Here is a 22,076-nt window from a genome sequence, read left to right as displayed (position 1 = left end):
GGACGCATGAAGCAGTCCCCCGACCACGAGGACGAGATCCTCGACGTCCGGCGGCACCAGGATCCCGGCAGGAACCAGCTGACCCCGGTGGTGATGCTGCCCCCGGACGTCGCCCTGGCCGTGGTCGACGCCCTCGCCGGTCTGGTCCGGGCGGCACACCGCACGGAGGGGGCCGGCCCGACCCCGGCCGGTGCGCTCAAACAGGCGCAGGAATTCGAAGAAGGCGACGTCTTCATGCTGGAGCCTCCCTTCGAGGGCTTCTTCGCCGACCGCTACCTGATGGACTTCTACGACACCACCGAACGCGACATGTGCTCGCGCATGCACCTGCACACCGGGCTGCGGTTCGTCCGCATGATGACGGGCCCGGAGACCACGATCCGGGTCTCCAGCCTGTCCCCGATCACGGTGCGCCCCGCGGCGGCGGGTTGGGCCGGTCCGCTGAGCACGTTCACCGACGCGCTGCCCGGCACCCCTGCCGGGGTGCACCGGGACCGGCACAACGTGATCGTGCCGCCGAACTCCTGGGTGGACATGCAGATCCCGCGCGGGGTGTCCCACCAGTTCAACGCGGTGGGACCGAACGCGGTGATCGACTCGGTACACCCGGAGGAATCCATCGAGACGCTGCGCGAGGGAATGTCGGGGTACCGGATGATGGCGCAGACCATTTTCCTCTCCAAGGACAAGAGCCCGGCCACCACCTGCGCCGGCCTCACCGAACCCGCTCCGGCCGGGAACGGGGCGGCCGGATCTGCTCCTCCGCCCGGCATCACGCCCTCGTGCGCAGTCGGGGCGGTACGTCGCGAGCCGTGAAGTGTCGGTCGTCTGTCGGGGGTTGTCGGTCCGGTGTCGGCGTCCCGTCGACGGGGTCCGGCACCTTTTCGGGAGACGGCCGGCCGGAGCTCACCGGGCGGCCCCGATCCCGAAGGAGCCACCATGCGCACCCCTGTCACGATCATCGGCGCCGGACTCGGCGGACTCACACTCGCCCGCGTCCTGCACCTCCACGGAATCCCGGTCACGGTCCACGAGGCCGAGTCCTCCCCGGCGGCCCGCACGCAGGGCGGGATGCTCGACATCCACGACTACAACGGGCAGCTCGCCCTCCAGGCGGCCGGCCTGATGGACGAGTTCCACGCCATCGTCCTGGAGGGCCGCCAGGCGATGCGGGTCCTCGACCGGGACGGCACGGTCCTGCTCGACAAGGCCGACGACGGCACGGGGGGACGCCCCGAGGTCCAGCGCGGCGACCTGCGGCAGATCCTGCTCGACTCGCTCCCGGCCGGCACCGTCCGGTGGGGCTGCAAGGCCGGCAGCACCCGCGCCCTCGGCGAGGGTCGCCACGAGGTGACCTTCGCCGACGGCAGCACCGTCGTCACCAGCCTGCTGGTCGGCGCGGACGGCGCGTGGTCACGGGTCCGGCCGCTGCTCTCCGCCACCGTGCCCGAGTACGCCGGCACATCATGCGTCGAGACCTACCTGTTCGACGCCGACACCCGGCACCCGGCCGCCGCGAAGGCGGTCGGCGGCGGGTCGATGATGGCGCCCGCGCCGGGCGCGGAGATCTTCGCTCACCGGGAGAGCGGCGACACCCTGCACACCTACGTGATGCTGTCCCGGCCGCAGGACTGGTTCGCCACCATCGATTTCACCGATGCCGCCGCGGCCACCGCGCGGATCGCGCGGGAGTTCGACGGCTGGGCGCCGGAACTCACCGCCCTGATCACCGACGGCGACACCGCGCCGGTCCTGCGCCCCCACTACGCCCTGCCGACCGGGCACCGGTGGGACCGGGTGCCGGGGGTGACCCTGCTCGGCGACGCCGCCCACCTCGCGGTCCCGAACGGCGAAGGCGCCAACCTGGCCATGCTCGACGGCGCCGAACTCGGGGCGGCCCTCGCCGCGCACCCCGACGACATCGAGGCCGCGCTCACCCAGTACGAGCAGGCCATGTTCCCCCGCAGCGCCGAGATCACGGCCTTCGGAGGTGCCGATCTCTACGAGATCGGCTCCGACAACAACACGGCCCAGGATCTGGTCGCCGCGTTCCTCGAAAGCGAGCAGACCTCATGAGCCGCCCGGCCGTGTGAACGGTGCAGCGGGCTGCGCAGCCCCGCGCACAGGCGCCGGAAGGGTGCTGTCTCGTCAGATCGCCGACGGCGCACGGCCGGGGCCGTCCCACTGGCCCTGCTCGGCACGGTCGTCCCCGCCTCCGTCTCCTTCGCTGCCGCCCCCGAGGGGGCGAACGGTGGCGGCGGCGGGGCGCCGCCCGTGCTCCGGCTGACGGACGGCCCCGCCGACAAGGCAGCGGTCGCCGTGACGCGCCCGGCGCCGGACGGTTCCGTCACCCCCGTCCCGGTGGGTGACGCGCGCCTGACCGTCCGCGCACCATCAGGCGGATTCGTCCTCGCCCCGGCCCGGTCACCGGCCAATGGTGCCCCGGGGGATCTCGCCCAGGTGCACGCCGGAGACGTGATCGCCGGCCCTGCGACTCCGGACACGCCGCACGGCGTGCCCGTGAAGGTGGCCGCCGTGCACGCGAACGGCAACGGTTCGATGGCCGTGGACACCGTCCCCGCCACGCCGGCCGACGCACTCGGCGACGCCAAGGTCGACGCCTCGGTTCCGCTGACTCCCGGCGATCTCAAAACCAAGCCGCTCGCCTCCGGCGGCAAGGTCACCGCCGGTGCCGGACCGCAAGGCCGCGGGGTCCGGCTGGACGTCGACGTTCCCGTCCCGGACGGCGTTAAGCCGACCGAAGGGCACACGTCCGCCCTGTCGGCATCACTCGGCCTCAGCCCCGAGTTCCTCTTCTCCTACGAGCGCGCGCACTGGTACGGCGTACAGCCGTCGCGTGCACGGATCGGCATGGCGGCCGATTACCAGTACGGAGTGAAGGTTCACGCCAAGAGCACTGCCTCCTACGACACCGGGCACAAGCCGTTGCGGATCCCGGCCGCCGAGGTGAACGTCGACAAGACGGTGTGGCTGGGACCGGTGCCCATCGTCCTCAGTCTCAAGGTCGACTACTTCTACGACGTCTCGGCCGACGGCACGATCGCCGTGGACGCCGAGGAACACACCGACGGACGGCTGGAGATCGGGGCCCGGTACGACGCCGGCGAAGGCTGGAGCGCTCTGTCCGGACCCGAGCCGGTCAGCAGCACGGCTACGCCCGTCCACGTCATGGGATCGGCGACCGCCAAGGGCGGGGTGGGCAGCCGTGCCCAGGTCGGGCTCTACCGCTGCGCTACGAACGCAGGCTGCGGGCAGCGACGGCTGAGCCTGCTGCCCTTGGAGCCGTCGCCCCCGCTCCCACTCCGACTCCCCTCCCAGAAGCCCCTCGCACCTTCGCACCTCCGCACCCTCCAGAAGGCACAGGTAACGCCCATGACGAAGATCCGGATCACCCGCGGCAAGCGCATGCTGCTCCTGGCCACGGCAGCCTCGGCCATGGCGGTCGGCGCCACTGCGCTGCCCGCCACCGCGGCGGACGAACGGACCGTCGGCACACCCGGGCCCCGCGATCGCCACGCCCGTCACGGCGTGACCGTACCGGGCGGACCCTTGGTGGATCGTGCGGCGGGGCCGGGCGAGGCGTCGTCCGTCGTACGTCGAGGCGCGGGCGTCAGGGCCTGCTGCCGACCGCACTGCTCGACGGCCGTGCCGCAGGGGGCGGACGAGCTCTCGGCCGGCTCGCTGTCGGGGAACAGCCGGACGGCCGTTTCACGGGCGCTCCGCTCCGCCCGCCGTCCTGTGACGAGGGCACCCAGCATCACCACGGCGGCACCGCAGCCCGTGATGATCCACCACGCGGGGCGGGCCGCGTCCGCGAACCCGGCCGTACCCGCGCCCACTGGCGAGCCGCCGTGCAGCCCCGACGAGAGCACCGCACCGAACACCGCCACCCCCAGCGCCGCCCCCACCCGGCATGTAGCCATGGTCACCCCCGAGGCGACCCCCGCGTGCGAGCGCGGCATGCCGGAGACCGCGAGGGCCGTCGCGGGAACGTCCACCAGCCCGATGCCGGCACCGAACAGCGCGTACGCCACGAGCAGAGGAACGACGGATTCGTCGGCGTGGAACGCGGCGCACATCAGCCCGGCCAGCCCCATCGCCGTCCCTGCGAGCAGCAGTGGAAGCCGCGCCTCTCGGCCACCCGTCAGCCGCCCCGCCACCGGCGCGAGGAGCACGGTCATGACCGGCATCGGCAGCAGCCACAGGCCGGCGGACAAGGCGGACAGGCCCCGGACGTCCTGGAGGTAGAGGCTGCTGATGAGCAGGAAGCCGCCGAGCGCCGCGAACGAGGTCAGGGAGACGGCCACCGAGCCGCTGAACGGCAGGCTGCGGAAGAACCGCGGGTCGATCAGCGGATGGGAGCTCCGGCGCTCGTAGGGCACCAGGCGGATGAGGGCGACGGCGGCGGCCGCGAGAGCGCCGGCCACCGGAAGCGTCCCCCAGCCCTGGCGGGGTGCCTGGATGACGGCGTACGTCAGGCAGCCGAGCAGGACGACGACGAGGAGCTGCCCCACCGGATCGGCCCTGCGGGACGCCGCCTCTCGCGACTCCGGCAGACATAGGACGGTCAGCAGCAGCGCGACGAGCCCGATCGGCACGTTGGCCCAGAAGACCGAGCGCCAGCCGTCGCCGGCCACCAGCGCACCGCCGACCAGCGGCCCGGCGGCCAGTCCGATGCCGAACGTACTGCTCCACGTGCCGATCGCCCGGCCGCGCTCCCCCTTGCCGGTGAAGGTGTGCGTGATGACCGAGAGCGAGACGGGGCCGAGCATCGCGCCGCCGAGGGCCTGCAGCACCCGGAAGCCGATGAGACCGTCCAGGCCGGACGCCACCCCGCACAGGGCCGAGCCGACGGTGAAGACGGCGTACCCCGCCAGGAGCGTACGACGGCGGCCGAATCGGTCGCCCATGGCGCCCGCGAGCAGCATCAGCGACGCCACGACCAGGTTGTACGCGTCGATGACCCACTGCATGCCGCGGACGGAGGCACCGAGGCCTCTTTCGAGCGCCGGCAGCGCGACGCTGACCGCGGTGCTGTCGACCCCCACCATGAGCGTGGCCAGGCAGCAGATCGTCAGTACGAGCCTGCCCCGTGCGGAATTCAACGTGATCACGTGCGGACCTCCCCGTCGGGCTGCGTCAGCGGTCTCGGCCTTGGGCCCAGTCCCAGTCGCTGTCTCGGTCCCAGTCGCTGTCTCGGTCCCAGTCGCTGTCTCGGTCTCGGTCTCGCTCTCGACCGTAGGCAGCCGCACGGTGTTCCTGCCGTCCTCCGAGTGGCGGATCGCGTGGGGGACGCCGGCATCCACCGGCCTGCCGGGCAGGAGGTCAAGGGACTCTGTTCGCGGCCCCGGTCTCGTACGGCAATCGCACCTCGACCGTGGTGGAACGTCCCGGCGCGCTGTCCACGCTGAAGCGGCCACCGGCGCTCTCGATCCGCACGTAGTGGCTGGCCAGGCCGATGTGACCGGCCTCCAGGCGCTTCCGGACGATATCCGTGTCGAAGCCCTTGCCGTCGTCGCGCACCGTCATGACGGTGTCGCTGCCATCCCGTGCCAGGGTCACCCAGACGTTGCTCGCGTCGGCGTGCTGCACGACGTTGGCGAGGAGTTCCCTGGCCGCGGAGTACAGCAGCGTCTGGCCGGGGACGCGACCGTCCAGCCGCAGGTCGTCGTGGACGGTGAAGCCGCCGCGGCGCGCGGCGTGCTCCCCCGCCGATTCCAGGGCGGCCGCGAGCCCCGCCGAGGCCAGGACCTGCGGGTGGAGGTCGAAGATGACCTCGCGCAGCTCCCGGACCGTGCCCCGGACCTCCTCCTCGGCGCGTGCCAGGGCGGGCGAAGGGGCGTCCTCCGCAGCTTCCTCCAGCTCGTGCAGGGCTGCGAGCAGGTTCTGTACGGCGCTGTCGTGGAGCGCGTCCGCCAGGACCGCTCGTTCCCGGGATTCGGCGTCGAGCGCATTCCGTAGCAACGCCTCCCTGGCGTCCAGCAGTTTCGCCACCCGGCTGCTGCGTCGTTCCAGCAGCGCGGCGATCAGTACGGCGGCTCCGACGTCCCACAGCAGGTACGCCTCGTCGACGACGACCGGCCAGACGGCCGGTGCCGCGTGGGAGAGCAGGTGCGGCAGGGCCATGGCAGCGTAGGCGGCCATGCAGGCCGCGCCGAGCCAGGCCGTCACGACCGGCAGCTGCCACAGGACGCTGGCCATCGGGAGGACGAAGTAGGCGTAACGCACTGCGGAATCGGGTCCCCCGGACAGGGCGGAGAGGACGCCGACGGCGACCACGTCGACGGCGGCCGCGCGCACCGCGCCGTGGGCCCCCGCCAGCGGGTGCCGGTGAACGGCCACGAGGCGGGCGACCGACCAGGCTGCGTAGGCCACGAGCGTGCCGTGGAACCACGGGGCCTTGAGGGACTCCGGCGGTTCCACTGCGGCGAGGAGGATCGGGACCAGCAAGGGCAGGCGCAGCCATGCCACGTAGCGGGTAGTCAGCTCGGTCACGCCGCTGATCTGCTGTTCACGCCACCGGGTCGTCATCGCACCGCACACGGGTTCTCAGCGGGACAGGCACATGGGGATACACAGGGGATGCGCTATGGGGCGAATTACGTGGGTGACGCTACCCGATCGTGCGCGTCGGACCCGTCATTCCTGATCGGTACGGGACGGGCGGGACGTACCGGATGCGGGGGCTGTGGGGAATGCGGGCCATGGTGACCGGTGGGTCGAGCCGGATGGCCCACTAGCGTCGCCCGGGCGGCAGGGAGCCGAGGGGAGTAACGGCGATACCGGTGCCGGATGCCGCCAGGGTCACGGCGGCGCCGAGCGTGGGCACGTCGAGCACGGGAGGCGGACGATCGGCCGTGGCCTCGTCGGCGTCAGCGGAGGCGTCAACGGATGCCTCATGGGCAGCGGCGGCAAGGAGCGGGACCGGCTGCAGCCCGTCGTCCGGGCAGCGGATCCACCGGCGACCGAGCAGCTCTCGCACGGATACCGTCTCGCCGCGCAGGGGATCGTCTTCGGCGCACGCCACGACGAGCTCCTCGGTGCACCAGGGCCACACCTGCCCGCACCACCCCTCCGGCTGCGGCCCGATGCCCAGGTCTGCGGCGCCCGAGGCGACGGACTCCTCCAGTGACCGCCCGTTCTCGTGCACGGCGACGCACAGACGGGCATGCGGCCGTGCGAGCGCCCAAGCCGGTACGGCAGGGAGGATGCCGTCGAGGAGGGTGCTGTACGGGCGTGCGGCAGGAGCGCCTCGCCCGCGGGGGTGGGGCGTATGCCGTCGCGGCCACGCACGAGCAAGCGGGCGCCGATGGCACGTTCGAGGGCCTTGAGCTGCTGGGCCTCCGGCCGGCTTTCCGCTGACGACCTCGGAAAGAGGTCGGCCGACCGGTGGAGCAGCCGTACGGGCTTCGCTTCCTCCGGCCCGGTGGACGGCGGCTCCGGAGAGCGGTTGAACGGAAACCTGCCTATCGTCGGATACGGCTCTGTACACAAAGCGCCGGCATGACGGTGCGGGGGCGTGGCAGGAGGCGGGAGCAGGCGGTATGGGCGTGCCCGGTGCGAGCGAGCGCGTGACGGTGATCGTGGCCGACGACCACCCCGTCTTCCGCGAGGGCATGACACGCGGACTGCAGCTGAGCGGACAGGTGGAGGTCGTCGCGGAAGCGGCCGACGGCGAAGCCGCGCTCGAAGCCATCCGCGAGCACGAGCCGGACGTCGCCCTGATCGATTACCGGATCCCCAAGCTGGACGGCATCGCCGTCATCCATGCGGTGGTCCGCGACCGGCTCCCGACCCGCACTCTGCTGCTGTCCGCCACCACCGACAGCGCCGTCGTCTACAAGGCCATCGAGGAAGGTGCCTGCGGATATCTCGCGAAGGACGCCAAGCGCTCGGAGATCGTCGACGCGGTGCTGAAGGTGGCGCGCGGCAAGCGCGTGGTGGGCGAGGAGCTGACGGACGGACTGGCCGGCGAGATCCGGCTGCGTGCCGGGCGCGACGCCGTGGTGCTGTCGGAGCGCGAACGGCAGGTGCTGCGCGGTTTCGCGAAGGGGCAGAGCATCCCCGAGCTGGCCTCGGAGCTGTTCCTGGGCGCGAGCACGGTGAAGACGCATGCGCAGCGGCTCTACGAGAAGCTGGGGGTCTCGGACCGTGCGGCCGCCGTCGCCGAGGCGATGAGGCACGGCCTGCTGGAGTGAGGGCCCTGCCCGGTCCACTCTCCTCGTGGCAAGTGCTTTCAGAGTCCGTGGTGGGCATGGACGACGGCGTGACCTTTGCCGCGGCCGATCATCCACTTGTTGACGGGGGTGGTGATCAGGAATGCAACGGCGAATCCTCCCAGAAGGGCGGACCAGAAGAGCCCATCGGTCAGGTGGGCGTCCATCGCGCCCGGCACCAGGGCAATGATGCCGTTGTCGACAAGTTCCATCACGGCGATGGAGACGGTGTCGGCGGCCAGTGCCACCTTGATCGCGGGCTTGAAGCCCAGGCCTGCTCTCCGGACGGCGAAGAGCGTGAACGAGTAGCCGAAGAGAAACGCAAGGATGATGGCGAGAACCATGGTGGGCGCGTTGCCCCACAGCAGGGCGGTGCCGATGACCATGCCGAGGATCTCGCCGAAGGCGCATCCGGTCAGGCAGTGCAGTGTCGCCTTTGCCGCCATGGGCCACGATGCCCCGCCGCGGCTGGTTCCGTGGCCGGCACCGCTCTGATGAGCACGATCGTGTGCGGGGTCGGTGTGGTGCGGGTCGCGGTCCATGGCCTCCATCACCATTCCTGATCGCCGGGCAGGGCGGCGGCGCACCGTACGAACCCGGCGTCGCGCCCGTCGGCCGCATGGAGAACGCGGACGACGGTGACGCAGACATCAGTCCCACTGCGGGGCATCACCCGAGGGAAGTACCCCCTGGCACACTCATCTCACACTCAGGTCGCATCCGTCATCACCCATGACACCCGCATTGCCCAAGAACAGGCGATCTCAGAACCTCCCCTGCGCGGCACCGGCTTCCTCCCCCCGGCTGGAGACACACCCGGAGCCCGTAGACCGTCTGCCAAGCTGGATCGGTGCGGTCCCGGCAGGATCCACCCCGCCCACCTGGGCACACAGCAGGCAGTACGGCTGCGCACCGCGGGCATGGGCCGCCCGCGGTGCGCAGCCGCTTCCGCGTGGAGGTCTCAGCAGCCCTTCGCCCAGGTGTGGGAGCTGCCGTGGTCATTCGCCCGTGGGTGGTAACTGACCTCTTGCCCGGGCGCGAGGCAGAGCGTGACCCCGCCGGTCAGCTCACGGCCGTCGTAGATCTTCACGTGGTCGGGGACCCCTGGTCCGGAGACCCCGTGGTTCGCCCACGACGAGTCCTGGTTCGACATGTTGCCCTCCCACCAGCGGTCGTCGCCGCTGTGGTCGATCTTCATGCCGTCGAAGTTGGCGTGCGTCCAGACGCAGAAGTAGCCACGACGACACTCTGCCGCCGACGCGGATGAGGCGGTGGCCGTCACAGCGCCGGCGGAGATCAGAGCAGCAGCGAGCAGAGCGGTGAGACGCTTCATGGGCGTGGATGTCCCTTCGTTGATGGGTCGTCGAGCAGTGCCGTCGCTTCGGCCAGTGCATGCGTGCGCAACCGCATCCAGTCCGCGATCTCGGCACGGTGCTTCGCGCGGAGCTCGTCCAGGGAGCGGTGGGTGTGACGGGCTTCCGGCCCGAGGTTGTTAACGATCGTCGACACCCGGAACCACCGGGGCTGATCGCCGTACAGCCGCTGTTGCGCGGCGGCCAGACAGCCGTCCGTGTGCGCGCTCACGACATGGCCGGTCGACAGGGAAACAGACAGTTCCGGCCTCCCCGAACCGAAGAGCGCCTCGGCGACCTTCGCCTCTTCGGGCGCGGGAGACGACGTACGTCGTCCCGGCCGCGAGGGCTTCAGGCCCTGACGGGTGAGACAGGAGTCGGTGAGTATTTGGCCGGCTGCCTTGATCACGTCATCCTCGGCCGGATGACGGGGCGCCTGCGATGGTGCGCAGCCGGTCAGAAAGCAGCCGGCGAGAAGGATCGGGGCAACCAGTCGCCCGGCGGCCCGCGTGCGGGGATGCATGCGCGGATCAACCGGGTGAGGACATCAACGCGACGGGTGGGGTGGGTTGTTGGGGAACCATGAACATGCTCCTCACCCTCCCCATGGTTTGCGGGGGCATGCGTCCTATCACCCGTAAAGGTGACTATGGGGCCGGGGTGCAACCCGTCCAGGCGGTCAGTGCGCCGGTCCTCTCGAAGTGAAGGGTGCGGGGTTCTGTGGTGCGGGTCGCCCAGGCGATGTGGCCGTCGGGCCGGATGAGGATCTCGCTCACGTCCTTCAGGTCCCGGTGGTCGCCGTGCTCCTGAACGCTGACCACTCGGATGCGGTCGGACGAGGCAGGGGTGGTGGTGGCATGCAAGTGCTTCCCGCCGCCGTCGAAGCGGAGCAGGACGAAGCGGCCGTCGTGCAGCAGCTCGTAGACCCGGGCCGGTCCTGACGCCGTCGTGAGGCCGATGTCGGGCATGCGCCGGCCGGTCAGCGGGTCGGCGTCCGGGGCGGTGGCAGGGTAGACGGTGTCCAGGGCGGCGATCCGGCCGGCCAGGTACCGGTTGACGTCCTCCATCCCCAGGAGCGTGTCGAGCAGCTCGCACAGGTGCCCCGCGGGGCCCGCGTACTGTTCGGTGAGGGGGAGTTCCACCAGCAGGGTCTGGGCGCGGGTGCCGGTGGTGACCGCGTGGCCGACCGGGTGGCGCTCGGCGTGGTAGGTGTCCAGCAGGCCGGGCGGTGCCCACCCCCGGACGGTGGCGGCGAGTTTCCAGCCGAGGTTCATGGCATCCTGCAGCCCGGTGTTCAGCCCCTGGGCGCCGACGGGGAAATGGATGTGCGCGGCGTCGCCGGCCAGGAACACCCTGCCGCACCGGTAGCTCTCGGCGAGGCGAGTGGTGTTGCCGAAGCGCGACAGCCACCGCGGCTCGCCGATGGCGCAGTCGCTTCCGCAGACCCGTATCAGCGAGGTGCGGAATTCCTCCAGCGTCACCGGTTCGGTGGAGGGTACCCGGATCCGCTGCGGGTCCATGATCACGTACCGTGTCGATCCGGCCTCCAGGCGGGCGACGAGCACGCCGTGCCGCCGGGCCTGCTCGTTGTATGCGTGGTCGGCGACGGCGAAGTCCCCGACGACCGCGCTCATCGTCTCCCCCGTCCCGGGGAAGCCGATACCGGCCGTCTGCCGGACCAGGCTGCGCCCGCCGTCGCAGCCCACCACGTACGCGGAACGGATCGTGACGGGCCCGGCCGGGCCGGACACGTCGGTCTCGACTCCATGGTCGTGCTGCCGGAGGGCGACGGCCTCGTGTCCGCGACGGATCTCCACGCCCAGTTCACGGGCCCGCTCGGCCAGCAGCGCTTCGGTCCCGGCCTGCGCCAGCAGCAGGGCGTACGGGTGCCGGGTGTCGAGCGCGGTGAAGTCGAGCGGCCGCTTGAGGCTGACGGCGAACTGCCAGCCGGGCACCGTACGGCCCGCGTCCAGGAACCGGCCCGCCAAGCCGCGCATGTCCATCAGCTCGATGCTACGGGGATGAAGGTTGAGCGCCCGCGACTCCCGGTGCGGCTTCGCACGCTTGTCGATCGCCGTGGTCCGTACGCCCGCCAAGGCCAGCTCGCACGCCAGCAGCAGCCCCGTCGGACCGGCGCCCACGACGAGGACGCCGGTGTCCTCATCCGAGCCCGGGTACGTCACGCCCCCACCTTTCGGCGCGGATGGCCACCCGTCAAGACGCCCTCCTGCACGGCGTGTTCCCCGGAATGGCCGGGCCCGGACGGGAATGGCCGGGCCCGGACTTGGCGGCGCCGCGGCCCCGTACTGGAATGTCGGAGGTCCGACGGGAAGTCGTGGGAGGAGTCCGCTCGTGATCCACATGACCGAGACCCTGGCCGTGCAGACCATCGAAGGGTTCCTCACGCCCGACGAGACCGCAGAGCTCACCAAGGTGTTGGACGAGCACCTCGCAGCCACCGGCTGGGCTCCTGCACGCCCCAGCCAGGGGCTCGCCGCGCCCGAGGCTGCGCAGACCATCATGGACACCGCCCTGCAGCGCGCCCTGCCCGCCGTCCGCCGGGTCTTCCCCTCCGCCACGGGCATCGAGCCGTGGCTGTACCACGACCTCAAACCCGGCGATGAGATCCGTCCGCACGTACACGGCGTGGGCGACCCGCAGGCCCGGCCGCAGCGGATCGCCCGGGTCGGCTTCGACCTCCAGAACGCCGAACGCGGCGGCGAGTTCCACCTCGACACCTGCTCCGCGGACGCCCTGTGGAGCGACGTCACCGCGACGGGCAGCAGCGCCTATGTGCCCGGGACGCGATTCGTGCACGAGATCACCGCCCGCACCGGCCCGGTGAAACTGGCCGACACCCCGCACACCCGCTGGACGTGCAGCCCGCAGCCCGGCACCACCGTCGTCTACGGCATCCAGCTGGTCCACGGGGTCCGGCGCGTCGAGGAAGGCAGGGTACGCAAGCTCATCACCACTCTCCTGGCGTGAGCCGCCCGGCCCCGCGCAGCAGGGTGCGAGATGGTCACGACGGCGCCCGGCCGCCCTGCCGGAGAGCATGCAGGCCCCGGTCCAACTGGGAGACCGCCTCGTCGGCGGTGCTGTCCAGCAGAGCGCCGGGGCGCAGGGCCCGCAGCCAGGTACGTGCCGCGTCTGCGAGACGGCCGGGGACCTTGAGCACCGGCCGGTGGAACCCACGGACGCAAGGCGCGGGATTGAGCGGACTCCCCGGGAAGCACAGCAGCTCCGTCCCGTCCGGTGCGGGCGGCAGCACCGCGCCGTTGGGTGCGGGCAGCTCGAGCGCGATCCGGCCGGCCTTCGGGCTGCGAGGCTTCCGGCCGAGAGCGGCCTGTGCGAATGCCGCGTGCGGATCAGTGCCCGTACTCGCCCAGCTCATGTTGGATACGCCACTCAGCCGGCCGTTCACTTCGATCAGCTTCAGCCGGCCGTCGTCCGTGACGGCGAAGTCGATCTGCCAAGGCCCCCTCGGCGCGAAGGCCTCCGTCATGTCGGCGACCGTTGCGGCCAGTTCCCCTCGGGCAGGAGCGGGCAGTGCCACGGGAGCGACCCTGACCCGTCGGCCCGGGTCGCAGCCGCCGTCGAGCCGGCCCAGGGAAGCGACCGGCCACGCTACCGTGGAGGACGAACCGGACAGGAGCTCGACCGCGTACTCCTCCCCCTCGATGGCTTCCTGGACCAGCACCGGATACGTCACCTCGGCAGACACCCGGCCCAGGCACACCCCGTCCTCCACATAGTGGCGCCCCGAGCTGAACTCGCTTCTGGCTTCCTTGACCAGGACAGGAAAGCCGAGCTCCTCCACAGCGGCCTTCATTCCCCTTGCGGCTTCGCACACCACGCCCCGGGGCACAGGCCATCCCCGCTCCCCCGCGAGACGGTGAAGCACCACCTTGTCGCTGGCCAGCAGCGCGAACGTCTCACCATGCACGGGCATCCGGCAGCCTGCCTCCCGCACCCGGGGCGCAGCGCGTGCGTAGACGGGCAGGAACTGCTCCTGCCCATGGCACCCCATGTTGGGCAAGGCGATATCGGCCCGGCAGACGTCAAGCAGCCGCAGCAGCGCATCCTCGTCGAGGACAGCGGGGAGCTGTGCGCACGCGACCCCGGGCCCGAGGAACGAGGCAAGGTCGGTGAACCCCAGCACGGTGACCTCCGCACCGCCTTGCCGCAGGGGCAGAACCACCCGGTCCGCACGGAACTCGCCCAGGACGACCACGCGCACCATGTGCACCACCATCCCATCGGTATGGCCGGACACCGCCTCGGCAGGCTAATCCATCCGGCCCTCTCCCCCACGGCGTAAACGGCGGGGCGCCGATACTCTCGTGGGTAGTCCGGCGGCGCCGTGGCACGCCGGCCCCGGACGATCCGCCTCGCCGCGCCAAGGTCTGGCCACCCCGGATCGACGCGTGCTACGAAGAGGCATGGCGACATCGAGGGGCATCCCCGAGACGAGGCCGGACGCCGCCCACCGGACAGGAGTCCGCCCCCGGGCCGGGCAGGCCGTCAGGGCGTATGACGCGGTGATCGTCGGTGGTGGTCACAACGGTCTGGTCGCGGCCGCCTACCTGGCCCGCGCCGGGCGGCGCGTGATCGTCCTGGAGCGCCTCGCCCGAACCGGTGGTGCGGCCGTCTCCACTCGCCTCTTCCCCGGCTTCGACGCCCGGGTCTCCAGCTATGCCTACCTTGTCAGCCTGCTGCCCCCGAAGATCGTGAAGGACCTGGGGCTGCGCTTCAGCGTCCGCAAACGTGCAGTCTCCTCCTACTCACCCACCGTGCGTGCCGGACGGCCCACCGGCCTTCTGGTGGAGCGTGACCCGGCCCGCACCCGCGCGTCGTTCGCCCGGCTCACCGGTTCGGACAAGGAGTTCGACTCCTGGCAGCGGTTCCACGGCATGACCCGGCACGTGGCCGAGCGGGTCTTCCCCACGCTCACCGAACCGCTTCCCACCCGCGCCGGACTCCGCGCCCTCATCGACGACCGGCCCGCCTGGGAAGCGCTCTTCGAGCGCCCCCTCGGCGAGGCGATCGAGGCCGCCTTCGGTGACGAGCTCGTGCGCGGCATGGTGCTCACCGACGCGCTCGTGGGCACCTTCACCCACGCCCACGACCCCACCCTGCACCAGAACCGCTGCTTCCTCTACCACATCATCGGCGGCGGCACCGGCGACTGGGACGTCCCCGTGGGCGGGATGGGAGCACTGACCGATGCCATCGCCGACGCAGCCCGCGCCGCCGGTGCGCACCTCCTCACGGAGTGCGAGGTCACGCACATCGCCACGGACGGCCGGACGGCCGAAGTGACCTCCACGCAAGGCACCTTCGCGGCACAACACGTCCTGGTCAACGCCTCCCCTCACGAGCTGGCCCGGCTGCTGGGCGAGCAGCCACCGCCACCGTCCGAGGGCTCCCAGTTCAAAGTCAACATGCTGCTGCGACGTCTGCCGAGGCTGCGCGCCGGAGCCGTCGACCCGCGCGCGGCCTTCTCGGGGACCTTCCACATCAGCGAGGGCTACGAGGAGCTGGAGACCGCCTACCGGCAGGCGTCCGGCGGCCGGATCCCGTCCGCCCCACCCTCGGAGATCTACTGCCACTCCCTGACGGACCCCTCCGTCCTCAGCCCCGCACTGGCCCGCGAGGGCTATCACACCCTCACCCTCTTCGGACTCCACACCCCCGCCCGGCTGTTCACCGCCGACCACGACGCCACCCGCGAGCGGCTGCTCCGGGCCACGCTGGAACAGCTCGACTCCCACCTCGCCGAGCCGCTCGCCGACTGCCTGGCCGTCGACAGCGACGGCCGCCCGTGCATCGAGGCCAAGAGCCCCCTCGATGTCGAGCGGGACCTCGGGATGCCCGGCGGCAACATCTTCCACACCGCCCTCGAATTCCCCTACGCCGACAGCAGCGAGGAAGGAACCGCGGCCCGGTGGGGCGTGGAGACCGCCCACCCCAACGTCCTCCTCTGCGGGTCGGGCGCCGCACGCGGCGGCCTGGTCAGCGGCATCCCCGGCCACAACGCCGCCATGGCTGCACTGGGTCACTGACCTCCCCGGCCGCGGCGGTCCCGAGCCGGCGCCACGACCGTGGTCCACTGGCGCAGGAGACCACACCGCGCGGGAGCCCGGCCGGGAGCGGCGCCGACCGCTGCGAAGCTCCGGCCTACCTAGTGGCCGAACCGCCGCGGGGCGCCTGGAAACGTTCCGCGTGCTCGGCCGCCCACTGTGCGAACGTACGCGCCGGGCGGCCGGTCACCTGCTCGACGGTGTCCACGACGGTCGTGGAGTCCTCGCTGGGAGCGGAGTACCAGCCGATGACATATTCGGCATCCGCCCGGGGCACACCGGTGGCCATCAGCCTGTCGAGGGCCTGTTCGTGCGTGATCGGGACGAAAGCGATGTCGCGCCGGACCGCCCGGGACAGGATGGCGATCCGTTCACGCGGGGTCAGCGATTCGGGCCCGGTGAGGTTGTAGGCGCGCCCCGCATGGCCGTCGTCGAGCAGCGCGACCGCCGCCACTGCCGCTATGTCGGCCTCGTGGACGAGTGCGCTGGGAAAGTCGTACGGCTCGCGCACGATCCCCTCGGCCCGGACCGATTCGATCCAGTTCAGCGTGTTGGACATGAACTCTTGCGGTTCCAGGCGCGTCCATTCCACACCCGAGTCCGCCACGGCCTGCTCGACCGGGCCCACACCACCACCCCACACCACAGTGATGCGCCGTACACCCGCACCGACCGCCCGCCGCACCAACTCGGGCCCGACCTCGGCAAGCCCCGCCGTCACCGTGATGTGCAAACGGCTGACGCCGTCGAGGGCGGCGTCCAGCCTCTCCGGTGCCGTGTGAGTACCGGCCACCACCTCCACCCCGGCCGGAAACCTTCCCGCGGCCGCAGCCGGATTCCGCGTCAGTGCCCGGACATGCTCTCCTCGGCGGACCAGCTCCGCCACCACATGCCGACCCGTGTTCCCGGTGGCACCCGTAACCAATGTCGTCACAGCTGAGTTCCTTTCGTCGCTGACGACCCTAGAAGCTCAACCGCACTTGAGATCAAGAAACCCGCCCGGGCTACCGGTGCGCCCGTGGGCCGGCGCACGGTTCCCTATCTGCTGTTTCGCTTCATCCATCCGACGAACATCACTTCGGGCCGTTTCCCACTGAGGAGGCACTGGTCACGAAGTTCCTCCTGGTATCCCCCACCTCACCGTTTATCGTTTGTTGAATCTCCTTTCACCGGTGCAGGACATGCTCGTGGGAGACGTTGCGCCTTAATCCCTCGTCCCCGTCCCGCAGATAGGACCGTCATGACATCCACGAGCACCAAGCGTCCTTCGGCAGCCCGCCGCCTCACCGCTCTCGCAGCATCCGCGGTGGTCGCCACGGCCGGCCTGCTCTTCGCCGGAGGCACGGCGCACGCAGACATCAACCCCGAGCACACGGAAATCTGGAACGACGAGTCCCTCTACGGGGACTGGCACCTGGACAACGGCCCCGCCAGGCTCATCATGCAAAAGGACGGCAACCTCGTCGTCTACGTCAACGGCAACGCCCGCTGGGCCAGCAACACCATCGGCTGCGGCTACAAGACCGTGATGCAGACCGACGGGAACCTCGTGGTCTACGCACAGGACGGGCGCGCCTGCTGGGCCAGTGGGACCCAGCGGGGCGATCGCCCCTACCCGGTGAAGCTCTTCCTGGACTCCACCGGCGACATGCTTATCTACGGTGACAACGGCAGACGGTGCCACAGCACGGCCCCGTACAGCATGCCCCTGCCTTGTGACGTGCTCTGGAAATCCTGACATCCTCCTTCCCGGCCCGGTCGCCCGTCACCCGTCGCCCGTCACCCGTCACCCGTCACCCGTCACCCGTCACCCGGTCGACCATGCTCGCCAGCGACCAGTGCGGCCGGGCGGCAAGCCGTGCCGCCGTAGTGCGCAGCAGCGCCGGGTGGTGCCGGCAGGCCTCGGCCAGGGCCCGTGCGGCGTCCGGTTCGTCCTCGACACGTGAGGTGCCGAGCACGCGGACGAGCAGGCCGAGTGCGTCGTCCGGGGAGAGGGCGCCCAGGGCCAGCAGCCGGGCGCCGGGCAGGAGCCCGGTGAGCGCCCGGCCGGTGACCAGGGCCCCGCACCCTTGGTGCCGGGGAACCAGCGGGCGGATGCCGTCGAGATCCTCCACGTCGTCCAGTACGACCATGACCCGGCGCCCGTCGAGCGCCGCCTGGTAGGCCGCGGCCATGTCCGTCTCGTCCTCGGGCACGTCCCCGCCGAGCGCCCGGATGAAGGCGGCGAGGACCCGGCCGGGATGTGCCGGCGACGCGTGCGAACCGGTCAGGGCGGCGTAGAGCTGACCGTCGGGGTAGACGTCGCGCAACCGGTGCGCGACGTGGACGGCGAGGGCGGTCTTCCCGGTCCCGGCGGCTCCGTGGACGACCGCCGGCCGCCCGGTGGCCCGGCCGCCGGGTGCCAGGGTTTCCAGGAGCAGGCCGGTTTCGGCGGTGCGCCCGGTGAAGTCACCGGTGTCGGGCGGCAGGTGGCACGGGCGGACGGGGCCGCGGGGACCGGACCGGGCAGGTCCGGCGGGGCTGCCGAGGATCTCCTGGTGCGCCCGCTCCAGTTCGGGCGCGGGGTCGAGGCCGAGTTCCCCGGCCCGGTCCCGGGCCCGGTCGAGGACGGCGCGGGCCTCGTCGCGCCGGCCGCTGCGGAAGAGAGCGAGGACGAGCAATGACAGCACCTGCCCGGAGGCGTCCGGGGCTTCCGCGAGAGCGGCTATCTCCGGCAGCACCTCCGCGTGCCGGCCGCGGGCCACGTCTATGGACAGCCGTGTCTCCAGGGCTGCCGTGCGACTGACCGTCAGTCGCTGCCGGATCCGTCCGGCGAGCGGGCCGGGCACTCCCTCCAGAGCAGTCCCGTACCACAGGTCCAACCCTTGGGTCAGGAGTGCATGGGCACCGTCCGGATCGCCGTTCCTGCGGGCCGCCGCGGCCGCCCGCACCGCGTCGTCGAAGCGGTGCATGTCGACGGCCCCGTCCTCGACCGCCAGCCGGTACCCCTCACCGGCCTGGAGAAGGACCGCGCCGGCACCGTCCGGCGAGAAGGCCGGCATCTGACGGATGCGGTAGACGTGCGTGGCCAGGATCCGCTTCGGCCGGGCCGGCCAGTGCTCATCGTCCTCTCCCCATACGGCGTGCAGGAGCTGAGTGGCCGTCAGTGGTCTGCCCCTGGCCGCCAGCAGCGCCGCGAGGACGGCCTGCTGCTGGGGCCGTCCCGCAGGGGTCTCGGTGCCGTCCCGTCGTACGCGCAGCGGTCCCAGTGTCTGAAATCGAACCGTCACTTCTCGCCCCAAGCCGGCCGTGTCACCACAGCAATCCGGACAACCGACATCCCATCACACATGTGCACTTACGCACCTGCGTACCTACGCACTCCCTATGGAACTTAGCCCGCGAGAGAGGAAGCAAGCCATGGAGACGCACGGGAATTCCCCTGCGGGGCGTCGGCCCTCCGCTGCAGTGGCACCGGCATTCCGCTTCTCTCTGCTGGGCCCGGTCCGGGCCTGGCGTGACGACGTGGAGATCCGCCTGGGCAGACCCCAGCAGTGCGAGGTGCTCGCCATCCTGCTCGGCGCCGCGCGGCGGACGGTGTCTCTGCCCCTGATCGCGGAGGGTGTCTGGGACGAGGCGGACCGGCCGTCCAGACCGGACCAGTCCGTCCGCACCCACGTGTACCGGCTGCGCGGGGTGCTGGGGCACTCCCCCGAGACGCCGCTGCTCATGACCGTCGGCGACGGCTACGCATTGCGCGTGCCGGCCGGCGCCGTGGACACCTGGGCGTTCGAGCAGGCGGAGGCGGAGGCCAAGCGCATCCGGGCCGCGGGAGGCACGGCCGAACAGGCCCGGGACACCCTGACGAGCGCGCTCGAACTGTGGTCGGCCGAGCCGCTGGCCGGCCTCCACGGCCCGCACGCCCGGGCGGAGCGGGACCGTCTCGACGCCGTCCGGCAGTCACTGCTGGAGGCCCGCCTGGAGCTCGATGCGGAGATCGGGGACCGGCCGGACCTGCACGCCGAGGCGGGCGACCTGGTCATCGAGTACCCGGCCAGCCAGCGGCTGCGCGGCGTCCAGATGCTCGCGCTCTACCAGGCGGGCCGGCAGGCCGAGGCACTGAGCGTCTACGAGGACACCCGGAGGTTCCTGGACGACCGGCTGGCCCACCTCCCGCCGTCCGGGCGCAGGCCGTGCGCGGCCCTGCGGGAGCTGCACCAGCGCATCCTGCGCGCGGAACCCATGCCCGGGGCCGGCGGGCCGGCCCATCCGGCCCGCACCGCGGACGGCGTCCCGGGGGCCCACCGGTTGCCTCCCGGAATCGACGACTTCACCGGCCGGGGCGAGGCGGTCGGCACCCTCACCGGCATGCTCACGGACCCCGGCACACGGGCCATCGTGGTCTCCGCCGTCAACGGCGTTCCGGGCGTGGGCAAGACCGCCCTCGCCGTCCACGCGGCGCGACAGGTCACGGAACGCTTTCCGGACGGATGCCTGTACGCGGATCTGCGCGGCGCCGACCGCGAGCCCCTGGCTGCGCAAGCGGTCCTGGCGTCGTTCCTGCGCATCCTCGGCACGGCCGACGGCGGGATCCCCGCCGACGGCGACGAACGCCTCGCCCTCTACCGCTCGCTGATGGCGGAACGCCAATTGCTCGTGCTGCTCGACAACGCCGCCTCCGATGACCAGGTACAACCGCTGGTGCCCGGGTCGGGTGACAGCGCCGTCCTGGTGACCAGCCGCGCCCGGCTGACCGGGCTGACCGGGGCGCAGCACCTGCGGCTCGACGTGATGCCGCCCGCGGAAGCGCTGGAACTGCTGGGCCGGATCGTGGGCGAGCACCGCTGCGCGGCCGAGCCCGAGGCGGCCGCAGCCGTCGTGGCCGCGTGCGGCCGGCTTCCACTGGCCATCCGGGTCGTCGCCTCGCGCCTGGCCGCGGAGCCGGGTACGCCCCTCTCCGGCATGGTTCGCCGGCTGGCCGACGAGCACCGGAGGCTGAGCGAGCTGTCCACCGGCGAACTCGCCGTCGAAGCCACCTTCGAGCTCTCGTACTCCAAGCTCTCCCCCGAACAGGGTCGTGCCTTCCGGCTGTTGTCCACCGTGGAGGCGCCGGATCTCGGCCTGCACTGCTCCGCCGCGCTCCTCGGCCGGGACCCGCAGAGCACCGAGGACATCCTCGAGTCGCTGGTCGACCTCAATCTCGTGGAGTCCCGGCGGATGGGCCGGTACCACTTCCACGACCTGGTGCGGGTCTTCGCGCGGGCCAGGAACGCCCGTGACGGCTCCCCCGCCGGGACGTCCGGGGCCTTCGCCCGGCTGCTGGACTTCTGCCTGGCCACCGCACGTGCCGCGGACGCGGCCTCGCACTCCGTCGACCCCGCGGAGCGCCGCCTCATCAACGTGCCGGTGACCGCGGCCGGCCTCCGCTTCGGCAGCGCACAGGCGGCGACCGACTGGATGCACGAGGAGATACCCGTCCAGCAGGCGCTGATCGACCGCGCTTGTGCGGACGAGTCCCTGCCCCTGGCCCAGGCGGCCGACCTCGTGGACAAGCTGAACAACGTGCTGCCCGGCACAGCCCACCAGACCGGCGTGATCGCCCAGGCCCGACACGTCGCCGCGGTGGCAGCGGCGCGCGGCGACCGGACGTCCGAAGCCCTCACCCGCTACGTGTGCGGCAACGCCCTGTGGCACACGAACGCCTTTGCCGAAGCCGAATCCGAACTACGGCGCTCGATCGCGCTGTGCGACGACGCGGGCGAGGCGGGGGGCGCGGGTGACGCGCGGCTGCGCGGCTGGGCCCACCTCACCCTGTGCGCCGGCGCGCGCGTCCGCGGCCGGACCGACGAGGCGGTCGAGCACGGCGAGGCCGCCGTACGGCTCTTCCGCTCCTCGCGCGCCGGGACCGCCGAGGGCACCGCACTGGGCGAACTGGCCTTCAACTACGCCCGGCAGGAGCGGCTCGCCGAGGCCCGCACCGCAGCCGAGCAGGGCGCGCGCCTGGTGGGCCGGGAGCCCTCGGTGTCCAAGGCGATCGGCCTGTACTACCTGGCCCGCGTGCTGCGGCTGTGCGACGACGTGGACGAGGCGTTCCACCGCGCCCAAGAGGCGCTGGAGCTGTTCCGTTCCCTGAACGTGCCGGCCTTCCAAGCAGCCACCGGCGCCCTGATCGCCGACCTCCATGTCCAGGCCGGCCGGCACCGCCTGGCGGCGGAAGTCGCCGAGACCTTCCTGCCCGTGGCCCGGACGACGAGCGGCATACTCGAGGCGAGCCTGCTGCGGGCCCTCGCCCGCGGCCTGGACCACCTCGGCCAGCGCGCCAGGGCCCGCACCTGCCTCGAAGCCGCGCTCGGACTGTTCGAACAGCGTCAGGCGCACGCGGACGCCGACCAGACGCGCGCGCTCCTCGCGGGCCTCCGGTGAGA

The 22,076-nt window shown here is 71.7% G+C and carries 17 protein-coding genes; 7 read left to right on the top strand and 10 right to left on the bottom strand.

The genetic code is table 11. From position 1 onward, the window contains the following. Positions 1–6: 6 nt before the first annotated feature. Positions 7–816: a hypothetical protein gene (locus tag V7793_RS03565; protein ID WP_335581407.1), complete on the top strand. Its 810-nt coding sequence runs from the start codon at positions 7–9 to the stop codon at positions 814–816. Positions 817–939: 123 nt separating this feature from the next. Then, on the top strand, positions 940–2,076 hold the full coding sequence (locus V7793_RS03560) for an FAD-dependent oxidoreductase (RefSeq protein ID WP_335581406.1): 1,137 nt from the start codon (positions 940–942) through the stop codon (positions 2,074–2,076). Positions 2,077–3,542: 1,466 nt separating this feature from the next. Here V7793_RS03560 and V7793_RS03555 read toward each other — a convergent pair. From V7793_RS03555 to V7793_RS03545, 3 genes are all read right to left on the bottom strand, one after another. Continuing rightward, positions 3,543–5,135 carry an MFS transporter gene (locus tag V7793_RS03555; protein ID WP_335581405.1) on the bottom strand — a complete coding sequence of 531 codons (1,593 nt, stop codon included), beginning with the start codon at positions 5,133–5,135 and terminating at the stop codon, positions 3,543–3,545. A 211-nt stretch (positions 5,136–5,346) separates the two neighbouring features. Further along, positions 5,347–6,516, bottom strand: a complete 1,170-nt coding sequence (locus V7793_RS03550; protein WP_335581404.1) for a sensor histidine kinase — start codon at positions 6,514–6,516, stop codon at positions 5,347–5,349. Positions 6,517–6,757: 241 nt separating this feature from the next. After that, entirely contained in the window at positions 6,758–7,639 is an 882-nt protein-coding gene (locus V7793_RS03545) for a LysR family transcriptional regulator substrate-binding protein (protein WP_335581403.1), read from the bottom strand. Between V7793_RS03545 and V7793_RS03540 the strand changes: the two genes are divergently transcribed. After that, positions 7,566–8,219, top strand: a complete 654-nt coding sequence (locus V7793_RS03540) for a response regulator transcription factor (protein ID WP_335581402.1) — start codon at positions 7,566–7,568, stop codon at positions 8,217–8,219. The two genes, V7793_RS03545 and V7793_RS03540, sit on opposite strands and share 74 nt — an antisense overlap. Before the next feature lie 38 nt (positions 8,220–8,257). On the opposite strand, the gene V7793_RS03535 is transcribed toward V7793_RS03540, so the two are convergent. The 4 genes from V7793_RS03535 to V7793_RS03520 form a co-directional block, all read right to left on the bottom strand. Continuing rightward, positions 8,258–8,779: a DUF4396 domain-containing protein gene (locus V7793_RS03535; RefSeq protein ID WP_443057834.1), complete on the bottom strand. Its 522-nt coding sequence runs from the start codon at positions 8,777–8,779 to the stop codon at positions 8,258–8,260. Between the two features lie 419 nt (positions 8,780–9,198). Further along, the gene (locus tag V7793_RS03530; protein ID WP_335581400.1) at positions 9,199–9,570 is read right to left on the bottom strand and encodes a peptidase inhibitor family I36 protein; all 372 of its coding nucleotides are present in this window, start codon (positions 9,568–9,570) and stop codon (positions 9,199–9,201) included. After that, positions 9,567–10,112, bottom strand: coding sequence for a hypothetical protein (locus V7793_RS03525; RefSeq protein WP_335581399.1), 546 nt, complete (start codon positions 10,110–10,112; stop codon positions 9,567–9,569). The genes V7793_RS03530 and V7793_RS03525 overlap by 4 nt, the downstream gene beginning before the upstream one ends. A 124-nt stretch (positions 10,113–10,236) precedes the next feature. Beyond that, on the bottom strand, positions 10,237–11,772 hold the full coding sequence (locus tag V7793_RS03520; RefSeq protein ID WP_335581398.1) for an FAD-dependent monooxygenase: 1,536 nt from the start codon (positions 11,770–11,772) through the stop codon (positions 10,237–10,239). Between the two features lie 169 nt (positions 11,773–11,941). Here V7793_RS03520 and V7793_RS03515 point away from each other — a divergent pair, with 169 nt between their 5' ends. Then, complete coding sequence (locus tag V7793_RS03515) at positions 11,942–12,577, top strand: hypothetical protein (RefSeq protein WP_335581397.1); 636 nt, start codon at positions 11,942–11,944, stop codon at positions 12,575–12,577. 34 nt (positions 12,578–12,611) lie between these two features. On the opposite strand, the gene V7793_RS03510 is transcribed toward V7793_RS03515, so the two are convergent. Then, positions 12,612–13,832 (bottom strand): ATP-grasp domain-containing protein, encoded by a 1,221-nt coding sequence (locus V7793_RS03510; RefSeq protein ID WP_335581396.1) that lies wholly within the window; start codon positions 13,830–13,832, stop codon positions 12,612–12,614. 199 nt (positions 13,833–14,031) lie between these two features. Between V7793_RS03510 and V7793_RS03505 the strand changes: the two genes are divergently transcribed. Then, a complete protein-coding gene (locus V7793_RS03505) occupies positions 14,032–15,654 on the top strand; it encodes a phytoene desaturase family protein (RefSeq protein ID WP_335581395.1) in 1,623 nt (540 codons plus the stop codon). 115 nt (positions 15,655–15,769) lie between these two features. Here V7793_RS03505 and V7793_RS03500 read toward each other — a convergent pair whose 3' ends face one another. Continuing rightward, complete coding sequence (locus V7793_RS03500) at positions 15,770–16,606, bottom strand: NmrA family NAD(P)-binding protein (protein WP_335581394.1); 837 nt, start codon at positions 16,604–16,606, stop codon at positions 15,770–15,772. Between the two features lie 306 nt (positions 16,607–16,912). On the opposite strand from V7793_RS03500, the gene V7793_RS03495 reads away from it, so the two are divergent. Then, positions 16,913–17,410 (top strand): hypothetical protein, encoded by a 498-nt coding sequence (locus V7793_RS03495; protein ID WP_335581393.1) that lies wholly within the window; start codon positions 16,913–16,915, stop codon positions 17,408–17,410. Positions 17,411–17,465: 55 nt separating this feature from the next. On the opposite strand, the gene V7793_RS03490 is transcribed toward V7793_RS03495, so the two are convergent. Continuing rightward, entirely contained in the window at positions 17,466–18,941 is a 1,476-nt protein-coding gene (locus V7793_RS03490) for an AfsR/SARP family transcriptional regulator (RefSeq protein WP_335581392.1), read from the bottom strand. A gap of 178 nt (positions 18,942–19,119) precedes the next feature. Here V7793_RS03490 and V7793_RS03485 point away from each other — a divergent pair, with 178 nt between their 5' ends. After that, positions 19,120–22,074, top strand: coding sequence for an AfsR/SARP family transcriptional regulator (locus V7793_RS03485; RefSeq protein WP_335581391.1), 2,955 nt, complete (start codon positions 19,120–19,122; stop codon positions 22,072–22,074). The last annotated feature ends 2 nt before the right edge of the window (positions 22,075–22,076 follow it).

The organism is Streptomyces sp. KLMMK (assembly GCF_036961605.1).
Lineage (GTDB): Bacteria > Actinomycetota > Actinomycetes > Streptomycetales > Streptomycetaceae > Streptomyces > Streptomyces telluris.
Note: the sequence above shows the minus strand (reverse complement) of the source record. Positions and strands in the feature narration are given on the sequence as shown.